A 21,328-nucleotide genomic window follows, 5' to 3' on the forward strand; every position below is an offset into this window, starting at 1 on the left:
TCACGGGGCGCGGGTGCCGACGATGACGTCGTCGATGATCGTGCCCTCCAGGAGCGCGTCCACCACGTCCATGCCTTGAGTCACTTCACCGAAGGCCGTGTAGCGGCCATCCAGGTGCGGCTGCGGTGAGTGCGTGAAGAAGAACTGGCTGCCGCCGGTGTCCTTGCCCGACAGCGCCATCCCCACCGTGCCCCGCGCATACGGCCGGCGCGTCATCTCGCAGCGGATGGAGTAGCCGGGGCCACCCTCCCCGTCTCCGCGCGGGTCTCCGCCCTGCGCGACGAAGTCCGGCACCACGCGGTGGAAGGTGATGCCCCGGAAGTAGCCCTGCTTCGCGAGCGCCACCAGGTTGCCGCCCGTGAGCGGCGCCTCCGGATCCAACAGGACGGTGATGTCGCCCTTGCGCGTGCGCAGCGTGAGCGTCGTGCCCGGGGGCGCGGCCGGCGGACGGTACGTCTCCGGAGGCAGCTCCACGCGGGCGGAACGGACCGGCGCGCCCGTGAGGGACGTGAGGGACTCGGCCGCGACCCGGCGCACGTTCGCGTGCGGATGCGCCAGCCATTCGCGCAGACGGGGTTCCGCGGCCTTTCCCTGCAACGCGACCAGCGCGCCGGCCACCGCCTCCGCCAGGTCCGGCTCCTTGGGGACGCGGTCGGCCAGGGCCTGCACCGCGGTCAGAGCCTCGGCGTCCTTCAGCTTGCCGGCGGCGGACGCGGCCAGCCCCGCCACCACCGCGTCCCCTCCTCCGATGAGCGCGCGGATGGGCGCCATCGCCTCGGACACGGGGCGTTCGGAGAGGGCGTCCAGCGCGGCACCGCGCACGATGGGGCTCACGTGATTCAGATAGGGCACCGCGAACGCGGCGCCGGTGGGCTGCCCCTTGAACTGCGCCACCTCGTGCAGGCCCAGCGCGAGCCAGCGGGCTTCGGGGACGCGGCCGTAGCCGCACTGGCGCACCTGCTCCAGCGTGCCCTGCTGCCGGTCCATGGCCGCCGCGAAACGGCAGTCCAGCCAGGCGAGGTCCGCGTGGGCTTCCTCGGACACGGCCGCGCGGTCTGCTTCCGCCAGCGCACTCCTCAGGCGCGCCAACACCGGCCGGCCCTGGAGCGGAAGTCCCTGCTGCGCCAGCGCCAGCAACGCGTGGCCCTCCGCCGCCTTCCCCTCCGCCACCCGCTTCGCCCGGTGCGCCTGGCCTTCCAGTGAGAGCAGCGGTGCACAGGGCGAGTTGGCCTCGCACTTCGCGGCGAGCTTCGCCATCGCACGCGCCGCCTCCGCCGACACGCGGGGCGTGGGGTCGCCCATCAACAGGTGCAGCCCCATCGTGTCCCTCGGGCTGCCCACGTCGCCCAGGCCCTTCCCGCAGAGGGCCCTCACGTCCGGATGCGCATTGGCCATGCAGGAGCGGAGCGCATCCGCGGCATCCGGCCGCTTCGACGCAGCCAGCAGGTATGCCCCGGCGAGGTTCACCTCGATTCGTACGCGGGACTTCAGCAGCTCGCGAATCGTCTCCAGCGGGATGTTCGCCACGGCCGCTGCTCCGGCCTTGCGCGCGGCCACGCCCAGCGCCGTCGCCGCGGCCTCGGACCAGGGGCCATTGGCTGGAGACAGGCGGGCCGTCAGCACCTCCACCGCGCCAGGCGTCGCCAGCTTGCCCAGGGCCTCCAGCAGCGTGATGCGCACCCAACCGTCGGCTTCCGAGGCCTCCGCTCGCACCAATGCCTCGGTGAGCGTCGCGCGTGCGTCGTCCGGCAGCGGCTCCCACGATTGAGCCAGCTCGCCCGCGGCGAAGGCGGCCTCGTCGCGCACGGCCTTGTCCGGCGCCGTCAGCCCGGAGAGGACTGTGTCCAAGGTCGCCACGTCCTGGATGCGCGCCAGGGCCCGGAAGGCACGCACGCGCACGGCCACTTCCGGCGCGGAGGTGGCGAGCCGCACCAGCTCACCGCCTCCCAGCGAGCGGCGGTCCTCCCAGTCCTGGATTTGGGTGATGACCTGGGAGGGCTCGACCGGGGGCGGAGGCACGTCGGGCGTCGGCACCGAGCGGACACAGGCGCTCACGAGGAGGAAACCGGCGGACACGGCGGCGGGCAGGCGGGCCATGTCCGAATGGGCTAGGTCAATTCCCCGCGAAAATCCAGGGGTTATGGCGCTGAACGGGTTTGACAGCCCCGCGCCGGGGCCGGGAAGATGTCGGGCCGTTTCCCCCCTCCCGGAGCACCGGCCCTGAACTGCCCAGGCTGCAATCGCAAGGTCGCGGAAGACACCGCCATCTGCCCCCACTGCGACCACATCATCGACGAGTCCTTCCTTGGGGGAACCGGGGATGAGGGGGACTCCGGCGGCGATGACGAGAGCACCGGCATCCGTCCTCCGCCGCGCTCGCGGCCCCCTCCGGCCCGCGCCGCTCCGGAGCCTCGCGCACGCCCCGCTCCGGCCCGCGCCAGGACGGGCGCCCGCCCCGCCGCGCCGCCGCCGAGCGACGACGCCACCAACGTGCGGAGCATGGACGACATCGCCCGGGAGAAGGCCCAGCGCGCCGCGCCTCCCGCCCGGGGAGGTGGCGCCGCCAAGGCCGCTCCCGCCCGAGCGCCGGCCCGCCGCGCCCCGGCTCCCGCGCCCGTCGAGGAGGAAGAGGACGACGGGGGCGACGCGGTGGCGGACCCCTGGTCCCGCGAGGCCCGGGAGCTGGAGTCGCCCCGCTCGCCCATCGACGATCCGGAGGTCCTGCTGGACGACGCGCGCTCGTTCCTGCGCGAGCTGCAGGGCGGCGACCGCATCGCGTTCTGGGGCGCGACGCTGGTGGTGCTCTCCTGCTTCATTCCGTGGAAGGAGACGGCGGAGGGCGGCGATTTCCTGGGCCTCATCAGCCTGGGGTTCGTGTCCTTCATCTTCGCCGTCGCGACCATGGTCTTCGTGGGCCTGCGGGCGCGTGAGGTGATGACCTGGGTGAACCCCATGCTGCCGTGGGGCGCGCAGATGGTCTGCAGCGTGGTGACGCTCATCTGGTCGCTGGTGTTCTTGAAGCTCTCCTCGGACACCACCCTGGTGCCGTCGCCCATGGGCAACGCGGAGATGATGAACTCGTCGCCGAGCATCGGCTGTTTCCTGGGCATCCTCGGCGGCGTCATCGCGGTGCTGGGCACCTTGATGGGCCTGAAGCGCCAGGAGTAGGCCCGAGGATTTCGCTGCCGCGCCGGACGTGAGGCGGGCTACCGTCGCCCGCCACCATGTCCGACGCCACGCCCCTCTCCCGCCTCCTCGACGCGCTGGGCTCGGCCGTCGTGGGCCAGCCCCGCGTGCTGGCCGACCTGGTGACGGCCTTCCTCGCGCGCGGCCACGTGCTGCTGGAGGGCGTGCCCGGGGTCGCCAAGACGCTCACCGCGCGCAGCATGGCAGGGGCGCTGGGCCTGTCCTTCTCCCGCGTGCAGTTCACCCCGGACCTGATGCCCGCGGACATCCTGGGCACCAACGTCTTCCAGCCGCAGTCGCAGACCTTCCGTCTGATGAAGGGCCCCGTCTTCACGGAGGTCCTGGTCGCGGATGAGATCAACCGCACGCCGCCCAAGACGCAGGCCGCGCTGCTGGAGGCCATGGAGGAGCGGCAGGTCACCATCGACGGCGTCACCCACGCGCTGCCGCCGCACTTCTTCGTCGTGGCCACGCAGAACCCGCTGGAGCTGGAGGGCACCTATCCCCTCCCCGAGGCGCAGCTGGACCGCTTCATCATGCGCGTGCGCGTGGGCTACCCGGATGGCGACGCGGAGACGTCCCTCCTGCGCGCCTTCCACCAGCGCGAGGGCCGCCCGCCCGGCGTGTCCCGCGTGCTGGACGCCGCGACGCTGACGGAGTTGCAGGACCGCGCCGCGCGCGTCGCGTGTGACGACTCCATCCTCCAGTACGTGGTGCAGCTCGTGCGCGACACCCGCGCCCATCCCCGCGTGCGGCTGGGCGCGAGCCCCCGCGCCGCGCAGGCCCTGCTCGCGGCGGCCAAGGCGCACGCGGCGCTCCGGGGCACCGACTTCGTCACCCCGGACGACGTGAAGGCCGTCACGCCCAGCGTCCTCAACCACCGCCTCCTGCTCAAGGCCGAGGCGGAGGTGGAGGGCGTCACCGCGGACGACGTGCTGAAGCAGATGCTCGAACGGGTGCGAGTGCCCCGGTGAGCCTCGGGCGCCCCGTCCCCAGCGGCCTCGCCGTGGCGCTGTTCGCCGGAGCGCTGGTGCCCGCCGCGCTCGCGGTGGCGAGCCCCGCCTTCGGGTGGCTGGCGCTCGCGGTGGACGTGGCCGTCCTGCTCCTGTGCGCGGTGGACTTCCTGCGCGCGCCCCATGCCCATGACGTCGAGGCGCGCCGCGAGGTGGAGCCCATCCTCTCCTCCGGCGTGGACAACACCGTGCGCTGGGAATTGCGTTCGCGCACGGACCAGACCGTGCGCGGGGAACTGCGCGACGAGCCGCCCCTGGACGTGGAGAGCCACGGCCACCGTCAGCCCTTCACGCTGGAGCCGAAAGACGCCACGCGCCTGACGTACCGCGTGCACCCTCCTTCCCGGGGCGATGCGCGCTTTGGCGACGTGAACCTGCGCCTGATGGGGCCCCTGGGCCTGTGCTCGCGGCAGGTGCGGCTGCCCGCGGGCCAGGACGTGAAGGTGTATCCGGACCTGCGCGCCCTGTCGCGGGAAGCGCTGACGCTGGCGCGCGCTTCGGAGGCCGTGTCCGCGCGCACGCTCTTGCGCAAGTCCGTGGAGGGGCGCGAGTTCGAGTCGCTGCGCGAGTACCGCCCTGGCGACGACTACCGGCACATCGACTGGAAGTCCTCCGCGCGCCACGGCCACACGCTGGTGCGCACGTGGCAGCCGGAGCGAAACCAGCCGGTGCTGCTGCTGCTGGACTGCGGCCGTCACATGGCGGGCCGGGTGCAGGGCCGCCGGAAGCTGGACCACGCGGTGGACGCGGCGCTGCGGTTGGCGCGCGTGAGCCTGGACGCGGGCGACGTGGTGGGCGTGCTCGCGTTCGCCAGCGACGTGCGCGCCTTCCTGCCCCCGCGCAAGGGCGCGGAGCACCTGCGCCTCATCACCGAGTCCCTCTACCGCACGGAGGCCGGCCTGGAGGAGAGCGACTACGGCCGCGCGTTCGACTTCGCCTTCGCCCGCCAGACGCGCCGCGCGCTGGTGGTGCTCTTCACGGACCTGGTGGATCCGGACGCGTCCTCGGCGCTGCTCACGCGCACGCTGGCACTGCGTCCCCGGCACCTGCCCGTCGTCGCGTCACTGCTGGACGAGGACCTGGAGGCCGCCGCCACGGACGTGCCCGGCGACGCGACGTCCGCCTATGCGCGGCAGGCCGCCTCCCGCATGGAGTCCGAGTACCGCCGCACCGCCACCACGCTGCGCGACGCGGGGGCGCTGGTGGTGCGCGCACCGGCACGCGGCTTCGGCGCTGCTGCACTCAACGTGTACCTGGACGTGAAGGCGCGCGGGCGGCTCTGAGCGCTCGCGATGCATTCGTCAAGCCCTTTGAAACATTCCACCGCTCGCGCGCGCATGCGTCGTTCCGCCGAACACCACGCTTGCCAATCGCGCGGAGGCCGAGTTTTCGGCCTCCGGGAGGACCCCCTTTACAGATGCCGATCGCTGCCCAGAATGGCGCGCCTCAACTGTTCGCGCGCACGCGCGCACGCTCCAAACCGGACGGGAGGCGGGACTTGGCGGAGGTCGCGAGGGGTTTGAAGCTGGAAGTGGAGGCGGACGCCGCGGCCATCGCGGCCCGTGCCGCGGAGGAGCTCGTGGAGGCGGGGCTGACGCCCTTCCACGAGCGGCTCCTCGCCGAGGAACTGCTCGCGCGCAGCGGTGACACGCAGCAGCGGCTGGCGAACGCGCTGGCCGAGGCGAAGGTGGACCTCAACCCCCATCAGGTCGAAGCCGCGATGTTCGCGCTGGACGCCCTGTCGCGCGGCGGCTGCATGCTCGCGGACGAGGTGGGCCTGGGGAAGACCATCGAGGCGGGCCTCGTCGTCGCCCAGCTCATGGCGGAGGGCAAGAACCGCATCCTCATCCTGGTCCCCGCGGTGCTGCGCGCGCAGTGGAACGCGGAGCTGCGCGAGAAGTTCGACCTGGACAGCGTCCTCGTCGACGGCCGCGACGTGAAGAAGCACAACAACTGCTTCGACCAGCCCTTCCCCGTCATCTGCTCGCACCCGTTCGCGGCGAACAAGTCCGCGCTCGTGTCGGAGATCCCCTGGGACCTGGTCATCATCGACGAGGCCCACCGCCTGCGGAACGCGCACCGGGCCAACAACAAGACGGGCCAGGCGCTGCGCGCGTCGCTGGCGGGCCGCCCCAAGCTGCTGCTCACCGCCACCCCGCTCCAGAACGACCTGATGGAGCTGTTCGGCCTGATGTCGCTGCTGGACGAGCAGATCCTGGGCCCGGAGCACGCCTTCCGCAGCCGCTACCGCGCCGACGAGGGCGGCGGCATGACGGAGGCCGCCGCCTGCGAGCTGAAGGAGCGGCTGGCCCCGGTGGTGCAGCGCACGCTGCGCCGGCAGGTGCGCGAGTACGTCCGCTACACCAACCGCCGCAGCATCGTGGAGGACTTCCACCCGTCCCCCCAGGAGCACGACCTCTACGAGAAGGTCAGCGAGTACCTGCAGCGCTCGGAGGCCGCGGCCATCGAGCCGGGCAAGAAGACGCTCCTGACGCTGTGCTACCGCAAGCTCTTGGCCTCCTCCACGTTCGCCATCGCGCCCACGCTGCGGCGGCTGTCGGAGAACCTGGAGAAGCGCCTGACGGCCGCGCGGCTGGGACAGCAGGCCCTGTCGCTCTTCGAGCCGGAAGAGGCCAAGCAGTTCGTGGAGGAAGGCGAGGAGTGGTCCGACGACCCCGCCAAGGCGCCCCAGGTCCGCACGCTGGAGCAGGAGGTCTGGGAGCTGCGCCAGTACGCGGACCTCGCGGACTCCATCCGCATCAACGCCAAGGGTGAGGCGCTCAAGCGCGCGCTGGACCGCACCTTCGCGGTGATGCGCACGCACTCCTGGCCGGAGAAGGCGCTCATCTTCACGGAGTCCAAGCGCACGCAGCAGTACCTCTTCAACCTGCTGTCGGAGCACGGCTACAAGGACAAGATCTCGCTCCTGTCCGGCGACGCCGGCGGCACGCCCGAGGAGCGCCGCGCGCTGGTGGAGGAGTTCCGCCACAAGACGCAGATCCTCATCTGCACGGAGGCCGGTGCCGAAGGCCTCAACCTCCAGTTCTGCAACCTGGTGGTGAACTACGACCTGCCGTGGAACCCGCAGCGCGTGGAGCAGAGAATCGGCCGGTGCCACCGCTACGGCCAGCAGCGCGACGTGCTGGTGGTGAACTTCCTCAACCGGCAGAACGCGGCGGACGCGCGCCTGTTCGAGCTGCTGGAGAAGAAGCTCAACCTCTTCGACGGCGTGTTCGGCGCGTCCGACGAGATCCTGGGCGCGCTGGAGAGCGGCGTCGACTTCGAGCGGCGCGTGCTGGACATCTACCAGTCCTGCCGCGACCCGAAGGACATCAACGTCGCCTTCGACAAGCTGCGCGAGGAGCTGGAGGGCAGCATCAACCAGCGCATGACGTCCATGCGCTCGGTGGTGCTGGAGCGCTTCGACGGCGACGTACGCCGCCGGTTGCGCGTGGCGGGAGACGCGGCCAAGGAGGTCGTGGCCAAGCGCCAGCAGGAGGCGAAGGCGCTCACCGGCTCCGTGCTGGGCAGCCGCACCTCCGGACGGCTCCAGGTGGCCAAGGCCGCCTACGCGGTGCGCGACCGCACCCAGGACACCGTCAGCTACCTGCAGCTGGACGCGGCGGGTCTTCCCTCCCGGCTGGCGCGGCTGGCCGGCAGCGAGGGCTGGTGGTTCGTCTACAAGTTCGAAACCACGGGCCTGAAGCCGGAGGAGAAGCTGGTCCACCTGGTCCTGGTGAAGGACCGGGACGGCGGCTTCCGCGCGCTGCCGCTGACGGACGGTGTCCACTTCACGAAGCTCGACGCCAAGGAAGAGAAGCGCCGGCAGCCCGCGCCGGTGTCGGTCCAGCTCATGCAAGAGCAGTCGCTCATGACCGCCAAGGATGAGCTGATTCGGGCCGCGGAACGGCGCAACGCGTTGGAGCTGGACAAGGCCAAGGAGCGCGCGGACCGCTACGTCGAGGACTGCCTGATGGAGTCGCGCGAGGTGGTGGAGTCCGCCCGCCAGGCGTGGTTCGACGCGCGCAAGGAAGTGGCCGGCATCGAGGACGTCGCGGAGCGCGCGAAGGCCCGGGCGCACTCGGACCGGATGGAGCGCGACTACCGCCGCAAGCTGGCGTCGCTGCGCAACGAGGAGGAGAAGCGCTACGCCTCCAAGGACCGGCAGATGGCGGAGCTGGCGAACAAGGCGCGCGTGACGGAGAAGCGCACCCTCATCGCCTCCGCGTACTTCTGGCTGTCTTGAGGAGCGCGAGCCCCGTCACAGGGGCTTGAGCCGCACCCAGGTCGCGCCCCAGCCTCCGTCCGACTCGGAGGCGGTCTGGAAGCTTTCGACCTCCGGCAGCGTGGGCAGCAGGGACTGCACGGTGCGCCTCAGCGCGCCGGTGCCCTTGCCGTGGATGATGCGCACGTCGAGCACGCCCTTCTGGCGGCAGGCCCAGAGGTACTCGGTGACGAGGTCCTTCACCTCGCGAGGCTGGAAGAGATGCAGGTCGAGGTTTCCATCGACCGGAATTTCTACCGCTTCCAGCTCGCCTCCGAGCTCATCTGGCGGCGGCTCCGGACCCTCCGGCGGCAGGGGTGGGAGTGGCTTTCGGCGTGACACCGTAGCGGGCCTCCTCCTGGCGCTGCTTCTCCTCGGCCGCCAGGCGCTGACGCTCGCGCGCCAGCCGGAACTGTTCCTTGAGGCTGGTGATCTCCCCCTTGAGCGAGGCGACGTCCTCCTTCACCGCTCGCGGGTGGCTTTCGCCAGGCAGGTCCACGTGATTGCCCGCACGCTTGCCCTCCGAGCCGGCTCCACCGGCGGAGGTCATCTGCATCAACAGCGCGGCCAGGGTCATCACCTTCATGCCCATTCACGTAAGCAAGCGCCGTGCTCGCGCGCAAGTCATGTTGCGTGGACGGCGCCTCTCTGGCCGCCCTCCTCCTTGTGTGACACGACGCGTTCGGCGAGCCGGACGGCGGACAGGGGGGCGCTCCCTTCCGCCTTGTTGTTGATGGTCACGAAGACGGGGCGGTCGCGCCGCACGGCGGCCATGCACACGCGGGCCAGCACGTCGCGGGTGCCCACGTCCTCGTCCACCAGCCGGTTGAAGGGCGCGTAGCGGGCGTAGGCCTCCTCGTAGCCCAGGTTCGGCGGCAGCATCCAGCGCACCACCACGGCGCGGACCTCGAAGGCGCGCGTGAGCCTGGCCTGCCGCGCGACGGGCGGCATGTGGGCCCACACCGCGAGCACCGGGCTCACGCCCGTGTCCGCGAGCGCCTGGGCGAAGCCCTCCGTGAGCAGCTCCTCGTTGCGCACCTCCACCGCGTACAGCGGCCCTTTGGGCAGCGCGGAGAAGAACGCGTGCAGCCGCTCCACGAAGCGGCCCGCGCCGCCCAACGCCGCGGGGTCCTGCGGCGGGAACTGGAAGACGAGCGGCCCGGCCTTGTCGCCCAACCCCTCCAGGAACGGCGCCACCACGTGGTCCACGGCGTAGGCCGCCTGGAGGAAGCGGTCGTTCACCTGCCCCCGGTGCGCGCCGTACCGCTCGTGCACGGGGAAGCGCGCCAGCGTGCAGGCCTCGTGCGCCTTCACCAGGAAGCGGAAGCCGTCCGGCACCTGCTGGGCGTACTCGGCGAAGGTGGTGGCCGGCACCGGCGCGTAGAACGTCCGGTCGATTCCCACCGTGCGCAGCACCGGATGGTGCGCGTAGGCGGCCAGGCCCTCGCGCGCCAGCTGGGTCGTGCTGGCTTCGTGGTCGTAGACGAGCCCGTTCCAACCCGGGAAGGTCCACGACGACGTGCCCAGGTAGACGCCCCGAGGGAGCTGTTCGCCCAGCATGCGCAGGCTGTCCGACGGCTCGGCGGGCCCCACCGGCTGGGTCCTGCGCCGCGACGACGCGGGTGGCTCCTCCGCCGCGCCGGTGAAGAGGTCGAACTGCGCGGGTCGTCGCGGTGCGCTCATGCGTGCAGCTCCTCTCCCACGGAGGGGACGGCGGGGAAGCCCTGGGAGTAATCCCCGGGCCCAGACGATGCAGCAGGTTGCCTCGATTCGAGGAGACGTTCCAGGTTTCCGGCACGCCCCCCAGGCGGACGACCACGGACGGACAGTCCTCTTCCCAGCACCACGGTATGTGATTGGACCTCTGTCCAAATGCAAACGCAGTCGCGTCGCGGTAAGCTGCTTAAACCGAGGAATTCAGCACTACCCGCGTAAAGGTTGAGCGGGATTGCAACGGCCGGGGGGCCTCATGGACTGGTCGTTGACCGCATCGCTGCTCGCGGAGCGGGACACGCGTCCCATCGTCGTGATGGACCGGCGCGGCCGTATCGAGCTGGCGAACGGCGCGTTCACGTCGCTGCTGGGCCGGCCCCGTGAGGAGTTGTTGGGGCGCCGCTGGACGGATGTCTGCACGCCCCGTGAGCACGGACGCGAGGTGGGACAGGCGCTGCGGGCCATCTTCACCAGCGCGGAGACCCGGCTGGAGACGGAGGTGCTCACGCGCGATGGCGAGCGGCTGTCGGTGGAACTGGACGTGGCCGCCGTGGGCCGCCCTCCCCTGCGGCTGGTGGCCATCATCACGCGCGCCTCCGCGCCCCGCTCCGTCCCCGAGCGCACCGCCGCGCCGGAGGCCGCCCGGATCCAGGGAGCCCCCCGGGACCTGAGCTACGAAATCTCCACCGAGCTGTCGTCGTTCGGCACGCTCAAGGCGGTGTGGACGTCCGGAGAGGCGCGGCAGGAGGAGATGGTGGGCCGGCATTGCTTCGGCGCCTTCGCGCACCGCGACGCACCCTGTCTGGATTGTCCGTTGACGGTGGCGGCGCCGGCCACCTGGCCGCACACCATCGTGCGGCAGTCCTCCGAGCACGCCGAGGGCTACGAGGTCGTCACCGCCACGCCCACCGGTGCCGGCACCGCGCGCGTCAGCGTGCACACCATCGGGGATGAGACCCTCAGCGGCCTCTTCGAGGCGAAGGTGCGGCGCATGGCCAGCGCCGCGCGGCTGTCCGAACGGGAAGGCGATGTGTTGCGATATCTCGCGCTCGGCCGCTCCCCCACCGACATCTCGACCGTGTTAGGAATTACCGAGCGCACTGTGAAATTCCACCAGGCCAACCTGCTCCGGAAGCTGGGAGCGGAGACGCGCTACGACCTGCTCCGCCTGTTCTTCTGACCAGGGCGCCTTCCCTCTGGGACAGCTTTCAGTCCGTTGACTTTGGAGGATGCTGGACCTTCGACTCCGGAGTCTTGTGGGTCGGGGGGGCCGTTGCCCATGGGCAGCGCCAGTCAATTCCGTCTCATCAAACACATACAGTCTGTTTGGACTTTTGTCCAAGGGCGTCCTGTCCGTGGGTGACACTCCGGGCTGGGACGACGTGATGCGGGAGTTCCTCCTCGAGTCCCGCGAGCACGTGCAGAGCATTGAATCGACGGTGCTGGAGCTGGAGGCGCAGCCGGGCTCGCAGCCGTTGCTGGCGCAGCTGTTCCGGGCCCTGCACACCGTGAAGGGCACCTGCGGCTTCCTGGGCTTCAGTCGCCTGGAGGCGCTGATGCACGCCGCCGAGGAGATGCTCGGCCTGGCGCGCGACCGGCGCCTGGTGCTGGACCGCGAGCGCGTGTCCACGCTGCTGGCGCTGGCGGACGCGGCGCGCGCGACGCTGGAGCACATCGAGGCGACGGGGCTGGAGCCCGCGGTGGACCACTCCGCGCTGCTCGCGCGCATGGCGGGCGCGGCGGCGGGCGTGGCGCCGCGGGAGGTGTCCGAGCCCCTGACGCCTCCGGGCGCCCTGCCCTGGCGCGGCGCCGCGACGGGGGTGGACTCCAAGCTGCGCGTGGACGTGGCGCTGCTGGACCGGTTGATGAACCTGATGGGCGAGCTGGTGCTGGCGCGCAACCGCATCCTCCAGTGCGCGGCCTCGCCCACGCCGGGCGCGGACCTGACGACCGCGTCGCAGCGGTTGGACGTCGTCACCACGCAGGTGCAGCAGGTGGTGATGAAGACGCGGCTCCAGTCCGTGGGCCAGGTGTGGAACCGCTTCCCCCGGCTGGTGCGGGAGCTGGCGCACGGGTGCGGCAAGCAGGTGAGGCTGCAGTTGCAGGGCGCGGACACGGAGCTGGACAAGACGCTGGTGGAGGCGCTGCATGATCCGCTCACCCACCTGTTGCGCAACGCCGTGGACCACGGCGTGGAGACGCCCGAGCAGCGCCGCGCCGCGGGCAAGCCGCCCGTGGGGTGCCTGACGCTGAGCGCGTCGCATGAGGGCGGGCTGGTGCACCTGGGCATGTCCGACGACGGCGCGGGCATCGACGTGCAGCGCGTGCGGCAGGTCGCGGTGCAGCGGGGCCTGCTCACGGCCGACCAGGCGGCGCGGATGCCGGACGCGGACGCGCTGATGCTCATCTTCATGCCGGGCTTCAGCACCGCGGAGCGCGTCACGTCGCTGTCCGGCCGGGGCGTGGGCATGGACGTGGTGCGCTCGCAGGTGGAGCACATTGGCGGCACCGTGGAGGTGCACAGCCGGCCCGGTCAGGGCACGACCTTCACCCTCAAGATTCCCCTCACGCTGGCCATCATCCCGGCGCTGCTCGTCACCTGCCGGGGAGACCGCTACGCGCTGCCGCAGGCCTCCCTGCGGGAGGTGGTGTTCCTGGAGCCGGCCCAGGCGCGCAAGGACATCACCCGCATCCAGGGCGCGTGCGTCCTGCGGCTGCGTGGGGAGCTGCTCCCGCTGGTGGTGCTCGGCGCCGAGCTGGGCGTGGGTCCCGCGATGCCGGACCTGGACGAGGGCGCCACCGTCGTCGTGCTGCAGGCCGGTGAGCGCACCTTCGGGCTGTGGGTGGACGCCATCCACGACACGGAGGAGATCGTCGTCAAGCCGCTGTGGAAGCACCTGAAGGGGCTGGCCTGCTACGCGGGGGCGACGGTGCTGGGCGACGGGCGCGTGGCGCTCATCCTGGACGCCATGGGCCTGGGCCGCCGCGTGGGCACCGTCGCCGAGGCGCAGGCCCAGGTCGTCATTCCGGAGGCCGCTCTGGAAGCACCGGCCCCGGAGGAGCCGCGCGAGCGCGTGCTGCTGTGCCGCACGGGCGCGGAGGGCCGCGTGGCCATTCCGCTGTCGCGCGTGGCCCGGCTGGAGGAGCTGCCCGCGTCGAGCGTGGAGCGGCTGAGCGGCGGCATGGAGATGGCGCGCTACCACGGGCAGTTGCTGCCGCTGGTGCGCGTGGCCTCCGTGCTGGAGGCGAGGCCCGGCGCGACGGAGCGGATGGCGCGGAACCTTCAAGTTGTCCTGGGCGAGTCGCTGTCCGTCGTCGTCGCCCAGCACGCGGACACGCGCGTGGGGCTGGTGGTGGACGCCATCCTCGACGTCGCGGAGGTGGAGCTCGCGCTCCAGCGGGAGACGCGCCGTCCGGGCGTGTTGGGCTCCATGGTGGTGCAGGCCCGGGCCACCGAGTTCCTGGACGTGGAGGGCACCGTGCGCGCCGTGCACCCGGAGCTGCTGACAGGCGGTGCGCCATGAGCGGCTTCCGCCAGCTGTGCTCGTTCCAGGTGGGCGACCACCTGTTCGGCCTGGACATCGAGCGCGTGCAGGAGATCCTCCTGCCGCCTCCGCTCACGCGCGTCCCCGGCGCGCCTCCGGAGGTCGCGGGACTGCTCAACCTGCGAGGGCAGATCGTCCCCGCCATCGACCTGCGCCGCCGCCTGGACCTGCCCGAGGGCAGCGCTCCCGCGGACGCGCCCCACGTCGTGCTGCGCGGCGATGACGGCGCGGTGAGCCTTCGCGTGGATGCCATTGGCGACATCCTCCCCTTCGAGCAATCGGACCTGGCGCCGCTGCCGGACAACCTGCGCGGGCCGCTGCGCTCGCTGCTGTTGGGGGTCCATGCGCTGCCGGACCGGCTGCTGCTCGTGTTGTCCGCGGACGCGGTGGTGGACGGGCTCTCGCCCGCGTCCAGCGCCGCCGCCGCCCCTTCCTTCCCCGTGCTTCCCCAGGAGTCCCGCTGATGGCCCGCCCGACCGCGCCCGCCGTGAAAACCACCCCTTTCCAGCGCCTGGGCGGCAAGGCCCCCCTGACGGCCGCCGTGCAGAAGCTCTACGCGCGGGTGATGACGGACGCGCTGCTCAAGCCCTACTTCCGCGGCGTGGACATGGTCCAGTTGCAGCGCCAGATCGTCGCGTTCCTCACCCGGTTCCTGGGTGGGCCAGGCATCTACAAGGGCCCGTCGATGCGCGATGTTCACGCGCGCATGCAGCTCAAGCCCCATCACCTCGGGCGCGTCGTTGAACACCTGGCCACCGTGCTGGATGAGCTGGACGTGCCGGGTCCTGTCGCCCGCGAGGTGCTGGCGGCCATGGGCTCGTCGAAGGACGACAGTGTGGTGAAGGCCTCCCCCCGGACCTCCGCCGTGAAGCGCGCTCCGGCGCGCGCCTCCCGCACGGAGGGACGCCGGGTCGCCGCGGCGTCCGCTCCCGCCGCCCGTTCCTCTCGCCGCCGCGCTCCCACGCCGCTCGGAGGGGCCCTGAGCGAGGCGGTGCTGGACGCGGCGCGGGTCAACCTGTTCGTGCTGGACGCGGACCTGGCCATCGTCTTCTCGAACGCGTCCTCCTCGGAGGCCATCGAGCGCATCAGCCAGACGGCCGCCTTCCGCGACGGCGCGGGGGACGCGGGCAGCGACTTCCTCGTCCACTTCGAGCATCAGCTGCGGCTGGAGGAGGAGCGGCTGAGCGACCCGTCGTCGCTGCCGCACGAGGCCCACTTCGCGGTGGGCTCCACGCTGCTCAAGGCGCGCATCGACGGCATCTCCGGCCGGGGCGGAGCGATCACCGGCTACGTGGTGACGTGGACGGACGTCACGGACCAGCAGCGCGCGGACACGGAATTGGCGCGCCTCAGGGCCATGCTGGAGAACGCGCCCACCTGCGTGATGGTGGCCGATCTGGACCTGAAGATCGTCTACCTGAACCCCGCCTCACGCCGGCTGTTGCAGCGCGTGGAGAAGCACCTGCCCGTCGCCGCGGACCGGGTGCTGGGCTCACACATCGACGTCTTCCACCGGGACGTGACGTACCAGCGGAAGATTTTGTCCAACGACAAGAACCTGCCGGTGCGCGCGAACATCCCCATTGGCCCGGAGACCGCGGACCTGCTGGTGACGGCGGTGTACGACGGCCAGGGCCGCTACCTGGGACCCATGGTGACGTGGGAGCTGATCACGGAGAAGCTCGCCGTGCAGCAGCGCGAGAAGGAGCTGGACGCCACCCTGCGCGGCGTCTTCCAGGAGGTGACGCAGCACTCGCAGACGCTCGCCGCGTCGTCGCAGGAGCTGTCCAGCGTCAGCCAGCAGATGGTGAGCAACGCGCAGGAGACCGCGGCGCAGGCCACGCAGGTGTCCGCCGGCGCCGAACAGGTCAGCCGCAACGTGCAGAGCGTCGCGTCCGGCATGGAGGAGGTCAACGCGAACATCCGCGAGGTGGCGCGCAACGCGAGCACCGCCGCCAAGGTGGCCGCGTCCGCGGTGAAGCTCGCGGACTCCACGTCCAGCGTCGTCGGCAAGCTGGGGACGAGCAGCCAGGAGATCGGCAAGGTCATCAAGGTCATCACCTCCATCGCGCAGCAGACGAACCTGCTGGCGCTCAACGCGACCATCGAGGCGGCGCGCGCCGGTGAGGCGGGCCGGGGCTTCGCGGTGGTGGCCAACGAGGTGAAGGAGCTGGCGCGCGAGACGGCCCGCGCCACGGAGGACATCGGCCAGAAGATCGGCACCATCCAGGGCGACACCGAGGAGGTGGTCAACGCCATCCTGGAGATCGGCGCCACCATCAGCCGCATCAACGAGCTGCAGACGTCCATCGCCTCCTCCGTGGAGGAGCAGACGGCGACCGCGGGGGAGATCCTCCGCAACGTGGGCGAGGCCGCCAAGGGCAGCCAGCAGATCTCCGAGAACATGGCCGCCGTGGCGGAGGCCGCGCGCAGCACCACCGAGGGCGCGGGCAGCACGCAGCGCTCGGCGGTGGAGCTGGCCCACATGGCGCAGTCGCTGCAACGGCTGGTCGTGCAGGTGGATGCCACCGACAAGCAGGCGCGGACGAAGTAGCGCGGACGGCACCAGGCCCACGGAGCCACGGCAGATGCGAACCGGATTGAAGCAGCGGTGGGAGCTGGGCCAGGTGGCCCGTGCCTCCACGCAGGCGCGGACGAAGTAGTGCGCACGGCATCAGGCCCACGGAGCCACGGCACATGCGAACAGGATTGAAGCGGTGGTGGGAGCTGGGCCAGGTGGCCCGTGCATCCATGCGGGTGTGGACGAAGTAGCGCGAGCGGAATCAGGACCAGGGAGCCACGGCACGTGCGAACCGGATTGAAACGGTGGTGGGAGCTGGGCCAGGTGGCCCGTGCCTCCACGCGCCTGCGGCGGAAGTCCCGGCCCCAGGACGCGGAGCACGCGCGGCATGAGCTGGCCCAGCGGCTGTTGGGCCTGCGTGGGCTGCCCCAGAAGGTGGGCCAGGTGCTCACGCTCGCGGAGCTGGGCGCGGCCACGCCGGGGTTCGGTTCGCTCGCGGAGGCGCCCTCCCCGCTCGAGCCGGAGGCCGCGCTGGAGGAGGTGTCGTGCCGGTTGGGCCGTCCCTGGCGGGAGGTGTTCCAAGCGCTGGACGGCGTGGGCATCGCCGCGTCACTGGGCCAGGTGCACCGGGGTGTGCTGCATGACGGGCGCGCCGTGGCCGTGAAGCTGCGGCACCCGGGCATCGCTGAAGCCGTGCGGGATGATCTGCGCGCGCTGGGGTGGCTGGCCGCGCCGCTGGGTGGCTGGCGCGGGAAGCTGGACCTGTCCGCCTACCGCCACGAGCTGGCCCGCATGCTCCAGGGCGAGCTGGACTATCACCACGAGGCCCAGGCCCTGTGGGACGCGAACACGCGCATGGCGGACGTGCCGGGCGTCGTCGTCCCCGTGCCCGTGGACGCGCACACGCGGGAAGACCTGCTGGTGATGACCTGGGTGGAGGGCGCGTCACTCGCGGATGGCTGGCGTTGGAGCGAAGCGGACCGGCGCGCGCTGTCCACGACGCTGGTGCGGCTGTTCCTCCACGGCTGCTTCACCTGGGGCGCGCTCCACGCGGATCCGCACCCGGGCAACTACCGCGTGTCGCGGGGACCGGACGGCAAGCCCGTGCTGGGCGTGCTCGACTTCGGCTGCGTGAAGCCGCTGCCGCCGGAGCTGTCCGTGGGGCTGGGGCGGTTGATTTCGCTCCTCAAGTGTCCGGGCACGCCGCCGAGCCCGGAGCAGCTCCTGTCCGCGTGGGTGATGCTGGGCTTCGCGCCTGAGCTGCTGGAGCCCATGGCGGAAGCGCTTCCCGCCGTCAGCCGCGTGCTGCTGGAGCCCTTCCTCATGGACCGGCCCTTCCACGCGCGAAGCTGGCGCCTGGGCGAGCGGCTCACGGAAGCGCTGGGGCCGCACCGCTGGAACTTCCGCGCCGCGGGGCCCGCGTCGCTCCTGTTCGTCCTGCGCGCGTTCCACGGGCTGGTGCGCCATCTGGACGTGCTGGATGCGCCCATCGCCTGGGGACCGCTCCTGGACGAGGCCCGCGCCCCGTCACTGCCGCCTCCACCGTCGATGCCGAAGACACGGGTGGAGGGCACCGCTCGCTACTTGAAGGTCCAGGTGACGGAAGCCGGGCGCACGCGCGTCGCGCTGACCTTCCGCGCGGACGTGACGGCGCATCTGGAGGACCTGCTGCCGGAGGATCTGCCCGGCAAGCTGGCGGCTCGGGGCGTGGATCCCGCGGCCATTGGTAGCGCGGCGGTCGCGGCGGGGCTGCGGCCTTCGGAGCTGTTCCACCTGGACGAGGGCCCCCGGCGTGTCCGGGTCTGGCTCGAATGACCTACGGACAAGGAGGTGACGGATGGTCACCATCGGCATGAATTACGAAGTGCGTGAGGGCAAGGCGGACGCCTTCGAGCGGAAGTTCGCGCTCGTGCTGGAGGCGATGCGCACGCTGCCGGCGCACGTGCACACGGAGCTGTTCAAGAGCGTGGGAGCGCCAGGGCGCTACCTCATCGTCTCCGAGTGGCACAGCCGTGATGGCTTCGACGCCTTCATCGCGTCCGAGGCCTTCCACCGCGTGACGGACTGGGGCGCCAGCGCCATCCTCGCGAGCCGGCCGCGCCACGAGGTGTATGGCGAGAGTGCCTCCGGTGCCCCCATGGGCCGCTGCCCGGTCGCGCACGCGGTGCGGTGAAGCGGGTGCGAATGAACGCCATCCGGGTCCTGGTGGTGGACGACGCGGCCGTCGTGCGGCGACAGGTGTCGCTGTTGCTGGGCGCGGCGCCGGGCCTGGAGGTCGTCGCCACCGCGCCCAATGGCCGCATCGCCCTGGCGAAGGTGGAGCAGCTCCAGCCGGACGTCGTGCTGCTGGACCTGGAGATGCCAGAGCTGGACGGGCTGGAGACGCTGAAGCTCCTGCGCCAGCGCGCCCCTGAGTTGCCCGTGGTGATGTTCAGCGCGCTCACCGAACGCGGAGGTGTGCTGACCCTGGAGGCGCTCGCGCTGGGGGCCCGCGACTACGTGACGAAGCCCACGTCCGCGGGCGGAATGAACATCACCGTGGAGGCCGTGCGGGATGAGCTGGTGCGCAAGCTCAAGGCGCTGAACGTGCGCGCGCCGTCCACCACGCCGTCACCGGTGACGCGCGAACCTCCGTCCCGGCCGCGAACGCCCGCGCGGGTGGAGGCCATCGTCGTCGGTGCATCCACGGGGGGCCCGGGCGCGCTGGTGCGCCTGGTGTCCGCGCTGCCCGCGGACCTGCCGGTGCCGGTGTTCATCGTGCAGCACATGCCGCCCCTCTTCACCCGGCTGCTCGCGGAGCGGTTGCAGGGCGTGACGCCGCTCACCGTGCGCGAGGCGGTGACGGGCGCCGCCGTGCAGGCGGGCGAGGTGTGGGTCGCGCCCGGCGACTTCCACCTGGCCGTGTGCCGGGACGCGACGGGCGTGCGGCTGCTCACGCACCAGGGGCCGGCGGAGAACGCGTGCCGTCCGGCGGTGGACCTGCTCTTCCGCTCCGCGGCGGAGGTGTACGGCGCGGGGGTGCTGGCGGCGGTGCTCACCGGCATGGGCCAGGACGGGCTGCGCGGCTGCCGGCGGGTGATTGAAGCAGGCGGACAAGTGGTGGTGCAGGACCAGGCCAGCTGCGTCGTCGGCAGCATGCCGGGCGCGGTGGAACAGGCGGGGCTCGCGGATGCCGTGGTGCCCCTGGACGCGCTGGCCCTGGAGCTGGCGCGGCGCGTGGATGCGCGCGGACGGAGGACCTGATCATGCCCCTGCTTCCCGACGACTTCGCCTACCTGCGGCAGCGCGTACTGAGCCGCTCCGGGCTCGTGCTGGAGCCCGACACGTCCGCGCTGGTGGAGACGCGGCTCACGCCCCTCATGCGCGAGGAGCGGCTGCCAGACCTCTCCGCCCTGGTCGCGCGGCTGCGCTCGCAGCCCGAGGGCAGTCCGCTGCACCAGCGGCTGGCGGAGGCGCTGGCCAACCACGAGACGGCCTTCTTCCGCGACGCGCCCGTCTTCGACGCCCTGCGCACCACGGTGCTGCCAGGCCTGCTGGCCAGGCGCGCCCGCTCGCGGACGCTGCGCATCTGGTGCGCGGCGTGCGCCTACGGCCAGGAGCCCTACAGCGTCGCGATGACGCTGGCCGAGTCCGGGCTGCTCATCACCGGGTGGACGGTGCGCATCCTCGCCACCGACTTCTCCACCCGCGCGCTCGTCCGTGCCCGCGAGGCCCGCTACGACGCGAAGGAGATCCACCGCGGCCTGACGCCCGAGCTGCGCCAGCGCTACTTCCACCAGGAGCGCGACGGGTGGCGGCTGAGCGAACAGGTGCGCAAGCCGGTGGAGTTCCGGCCGCTCAACCTGATGGACGACTTCCCGCAGGAAGCGCCCGTGGACCTCGTCTTCCTGCGCAACGTGATGATCTACTGGGACGCGCCCACCCGGCGCGCGGTGCTCGCCCGCGTGCGGCGGATGCTCCACGCGGACGGCTACCTGGTGCTGGGCGCCGCGGAGGCCTCGCCCCTGATGGAGGACGGCTTCACGCGGCACCTGATTGGACAGACGAGCTGGTACCGCCCCACGCCCGCGTCACCTGGCGTCGGCGCGCCCGTGGAGGACGCGCGGCGCTCGCCCCGCTCCGGCGCTACACCTTGAGGCGGATGGCGCCCGGGAGCAGCGTCATGGTGCAGGGCAGCCGGCCCGGCGTCTCGCCGTCCACGTCCAGGAACACGTCGCCCGTCAGCGGCTCCGCGTGGAGGGTGCGGCAGCGCAGCCGCCGCGTGCCCTTCCAGGTGACGTGGTCGCCGTTGTAGACGCCCTTGGACTTGAGGACGAAGTCGGACAGGCCGTAGTTGGACCAGATGGTGACGTCGAAGAGGCCGTCGTGCGTCACCGCCTCCGGCGCCACGAACATGCCGCTGCCGAAGTAGCGGCCGTTGGCCACGGCCACCGCGGTGACGCTCACCGTCTCCGGCTCGCCGCCGTCCACCGTGAGGCGCACCTGCTGCTCCTGGTACTTGATGAGGCCCTTCACGGTGCCCCACATGAAGCTCAGGTTGCCGCCCAGCGCCTTGCTGCCCTGGTTCACCTCGCGAGCCACCACCGCGCTCACGCCGAACGAGGCGATGTTGGCGAAGAAGCGCGTGGCCGGCTTGCCGTCGTTGTCGGTGAACTCCAGCCGGCCCACGTCGAAGGGCTCCGTCGTCTCCGTGCGCAGCCGCTCCAGCGCGGACGTCAGCTCCAGGTCCCAGCCGAAGGTGCGGCGGAAGTCGCCGCCGGTGCCTCGGGGCAACAGGCCCAGCGTGGCCCGGGGGTTGATGACCTGTCCGTCGCGGAAGAAGCCGTTGGTGACCTCGTTGAGGGTGCCGTCGCCGCCCACCGCGACGATGCACTCATAGCCGTCGTCGATGGCCTGCCGCGCCAGACGCGCCGCATCCATGCCGCCGCTGGTGAAGCCGTACCCGAAGTCACCGAGCACCTTGCCCACCTGCGCGGAGATCTCCACCCATCGCTTCCCCGTCTGCCCGTTGGCGCTGCGCGGGTTGACCACGAGGAACGTCTTCATTCAGTGCCTTCTCCCTGCTGCCAGAACGGCCTGTTTACGC

17 protein-coding genes are annotated in these 21,328 nt (G+C 71.7%); 12 read left to right on the plus strand and 5 right to left on the minus strand.

The genetic code is table 11. The features are described from left to right. Positions 1-2,097, minus strand: a complete 2,097-nt coding sequence (locus tag ACX114_RS24370; protein WP_459288270.1) for a peptidylprolyl isomerase — start codon at positions 2,095-2,097, stop codon at positions 1-3. Positions 2,098-2,184: 87 nt separating this feature from the next. Here ACX114_RS24370 and ACX114_RS24375 point away from each other — a divergent pair, with 87 nt between their 5' ends. The 4 genes from ACX114_RS24375 to ACX114_RS24390 all read left to right on the plus strand — a co-directional run bounded on the left by ACX114_RS24375 (position 2,185) and on the right by ACX114_RS24390 (position 8,445). Continuing rightward, complete coding sequence (locus ACX114_RS24375) at positions 2,185-3,168, plus strand: hypothetical protein (protein ID WP_459288272.1); 984 nt, start codon at positions 2,185-2,187, stop codon at positions 3,166-3,168. Between the two features lie 56 nt (positions 3,169-3,224). Next, positions 3,225-4,160 (plus strand): AAA family ATPase, encoded by a 936-nt coding sequence (locus ACX114_RS24380; RefSeq protein WP_459288273.1) that lies wholly within the window; start codon positions 3,225-3,227, stop codon positions 4,158-4,160. Beyond that, complete coding sequence (locus ACX114_RS24385) at positions 4,157-5,482, plus strand: DUF58 domain-containing protein (protein WP_459288275.1); 1,326 nt, start codon at positions 4,157-4,159, stop codon at positions 5,480-5,482. The genes ACX114_RS24380 and ACX114_RS24385 overlap by 4 nt, the downstream gene beginning before the upstream one ends. A 242-nt stretch (positions 5,483-5,724) precedes the next feature. Next, the gene (locus tag ACX114_RS24390) at positions 5,725-8,445 is read left to right on the plus strand and encodes an SNF2-related protein (RefSeq protein ID WP_459300264.1); all 2,721 of its coding nucleotides are present in this window, start codon (positions 5,725-5,727) and stop codon (positions 8,443-8,445) included. 15 nt (positions 8,446-8,460) lie between these two features. Here the strand turns inward: ACX114_RS24390 and ACX114_RS24395 are convergent, their stop codons facing one another. From ACX114_RS24395 to ACX114_RS24405, 3 genes are read right to left on the minus strand one after another with little or no spacing between them, the layout of a single operon-like run. Further along, positions 8,461-8,805, minus strand: a complete 345-nt coding sequence (locus tag ACX114_RS24395) for a Smr/MutS family protein (RefSeq protein WP_459288276.1) — start codon at positions 8,803-8,805, stop codon at positions 8,461-8,463. Continuing rightward, positions 8,744-9,049: a hypothetical protein gene (locus tag ACX114_RS24400; RefSeq protein ID WP_459288278.1), complete on the minus strand. Its 306-nt coding sequence runs from the start codon at positions 9,047-9,049 to the stop codon at positions 8,744-8,746. Before ACX114_RS24400 ends, ACX114_RS24395 begins: the two co-directional genes overlap by 62 nt. Positions 9,050-9,087: 38 nt before the next feature. Next, positions 9,088-10,146 (minus strand): DUF72 domain-containing protein, encoded by a 1,059-nt coding sequence (locus tag ACX114_RS24405; protein WP_459288280.1) that lies wholly within the window; start codon positions 10,144-10,146, stop codon positions 9,088-9,090. A gap of 286 nt (positions 10,147-10,432) precedes the next feature. On the opposite strand from ACX114_RS24405, the gene ACX114_RS24410 reads away from it, so the two are divergent. From ACX114_RS24410 to ACX114_RS24445, 8 genes are all read left to right on the plus strand, one after another. Continuing rightward, a complete protein-coding gene (locus ACX114_RS24410; RefSeq protein ID WP_459288282.1) occupies positions 10,433-11,356 on the plus strand; it encodes a PAS and helix-turn-helix domain-containing protein in 924 nt (307 codons plus the stop codon). A 175-nt stretch (positions 11,357-11,531) separates the two neighbouring features. Beyond that, positions 11,532-13,700 (plus strand): chemotaxis protein CheA, encoded by a 2,169-nt coding sequence (locus tag ACX114_RS24415; RefSeq protein WP_459288284.1) that lies wholly within the window; start codon positions 11,532-11,534, stop codon positions 13,698-13,700. Then, on the plus strand, positions 13,697-14,185 hold the full coding sequence (locus ACX114_RS24420; protein WP_459288286.1) for a chemotaxis protein CheW: 489 nt from the start codon (positions 13,697-13,699) through the stop codon (positions 14,183-14,185). The genes ACX114_RS24415 and ACX114_RS24420 overlap by 4 nt, the downstream gene beginning before the upstream one ends. After that, entirely contained in the window at positions 14,185-16,275 is a 2,091-nt protein-coding gene (locus ACX114_RS24425) for a methyl-accepting chemotaxis protein (protein WP_459288288.1), read from the plus strand. Before ACX114_RS24420 ends, ACX114_RS24425 begins: the two co-directional genes overlap by 1 nt. A gap of 252 nt (positions 16,276-16,527) precedes the next feature. Beyond that, a complete protein-coding gene (locus ACX114_RS24430) occupies positions 16,528-18,057 on the plus strand; it encodes an ABC1 kinase family protein (protein WP_459288290.1) in 1,530 nt (509 codons plus the stop codon). 22 nt (positions 18,058-18,079) lie between these two features. After that, positions 18,080-18,415, plus strand: a complete 336-nt coding sequence (locus tag ACX114_RS24435) for an antibiotic biosynthesis monooxygenase family protein (protein WP_459288292.1) — start codon at positions 18,080-18,082, stop codon at positions 18,413-18,415. An 11-nt stretch (positions 18,416-18,426) separates the two neighbouring features. After that, complete coding sequence (gene cheB / locus ACX114_RS24440; protein WP_459288294.1) at positions 18,427-19,485, plus strand: chemotaxis-specific protein-glutamate methyltransferase CheB; 1,059 nt, start codon at positions 18,427-18,429, stop codon at positions 19,483-19,485. A 2-nt stretch (positions 19,486-19,487) separates the two neighbouring features. Next, the gene (locus ACX114_RS24445) at positions 19,488-20,378 is read left to right on the plus strand and encodes a CheR family methyltransferase (protein WP_459288296.1); all 891 of its coding nucleotides are present in this window, start codon (positions 19,488-19,490) and stop codon (positions 20,376-20,378) included. On the opposite strand, the gene ACX114_RS24450 is transcribed toward ACX114_RS24445, so the two are convergent. After that, positions 20,368-21,288, minus strand: a complete 921-nt coding sequence (locus ACX114_RS24450; protein ID WP_459288298.1) for a diacylglycerol/lipid kinase family protein — start codon at positions 21,286-21,288, stop codon at positions 20,368-20,370. The two genes, ACX114_RS24445 and ACX114_RS24450, sit on opposite strands and share 11 nt — an antisense overlap. Positions 21,289-21,328: the final 40 nt, after the last annotated feature.

Source organism: Corallococcus sp. M7, from assembly GCF_054512695.1.

What these genes read in the sequence shown, in the direction of transcription:
- ACX114_RS24370 (WP_459288270.1), bottom strand. Translation starts at nt 2,097, where the DNA reads ATGGCCCGCCTGCCCGCCGCCGTGTCCGCCGGTTTCCTCCTCGTGAGC.
- ACX114_RS24375 (WP_459288272.1), top strand. Translation starts at nt 2,185, where the DNA reads ATGTCGGGCCGTTTCCCCCCTCCCGGAGCACCGGCCCTGAACTGCCCA.
- ACX114_RS24380 (WP_459288273.1), top strand. Translation starts at nt 3,225, where the DNA reads ATGTCCGACGCCACGCCCCTCTCCCGCCTCCTCGACGCGCTGGGCTCG.
- ACX114_RS24400 (WP_459288278.1), bottom strand. Translation starts at nt 9,049, where the DNA reads ATGAAGGTGATGACCCTGGCCGCGCTGTTGATGCAGATGACCTCCGCC.
- ACX114_RS24405 (WP_459288280.1), bottom strand. Translation starts at nt 10,146, where the DNA reads ATGAGCGCACCGCGACGACCCGCGCAGTTCGACCTCTTCACCGGCGCG.
- ACX114_RS24410 (WP_459288282.1), top strand. Translation starts at nt 10,433, where the DNA reads ATGGACTGGTCGTTGACCGCATCGCTGCTCGCGGAGCGGGACACGCGT.
- ACX114_RS24420 (WP_459288286.1), top strand. Translation starts at nt 13,697, where the DNA reads ATGAGCGGCTTCCGCCAGCTGTGCTCGTTCCAGGTGGGCGACCACCTG.
- ACX114_RS24425 (WP_459288288.1), top strand. Translation starts at nt 14,185, where the DNA reads ATGGCCCGCCCGACCGCGCCCGCCGTGAAAACCACCCCTTTCCAGCGC.
- ACX114_RS24435 (WP_459288292.1), top strand. Translation starts at nt 18,080, where the DNA reads ATGGTCACCATCGGCATGAATTACGAAGTGCGTGAGGGCAAGGCGGAC.
- cheB (WP_459288294.1), top strand. Translation starts at nt 18,427, where the DNA reads ATGAACGCCATCCGGGTCCTGGTGGTGGACGACGCGGCCGTCGTGCGG.
- ACX114_RS24445 (WP_459288296.1), top strand. Translation starts at nt 19,488, where the DNA reads ATGCCCCTGCTTCCCGACGACTTCGCCTACCTGCGGCAGCGCGTACTG.
- ACX114_RS24450 (WP_459288298.1), bottom strand. Translation starts at nt 21,288, where the DNA reads ATGAAGACGTTCCTCGTGGTCAACCCGCGCAGCGCCAACGGGCAGACG.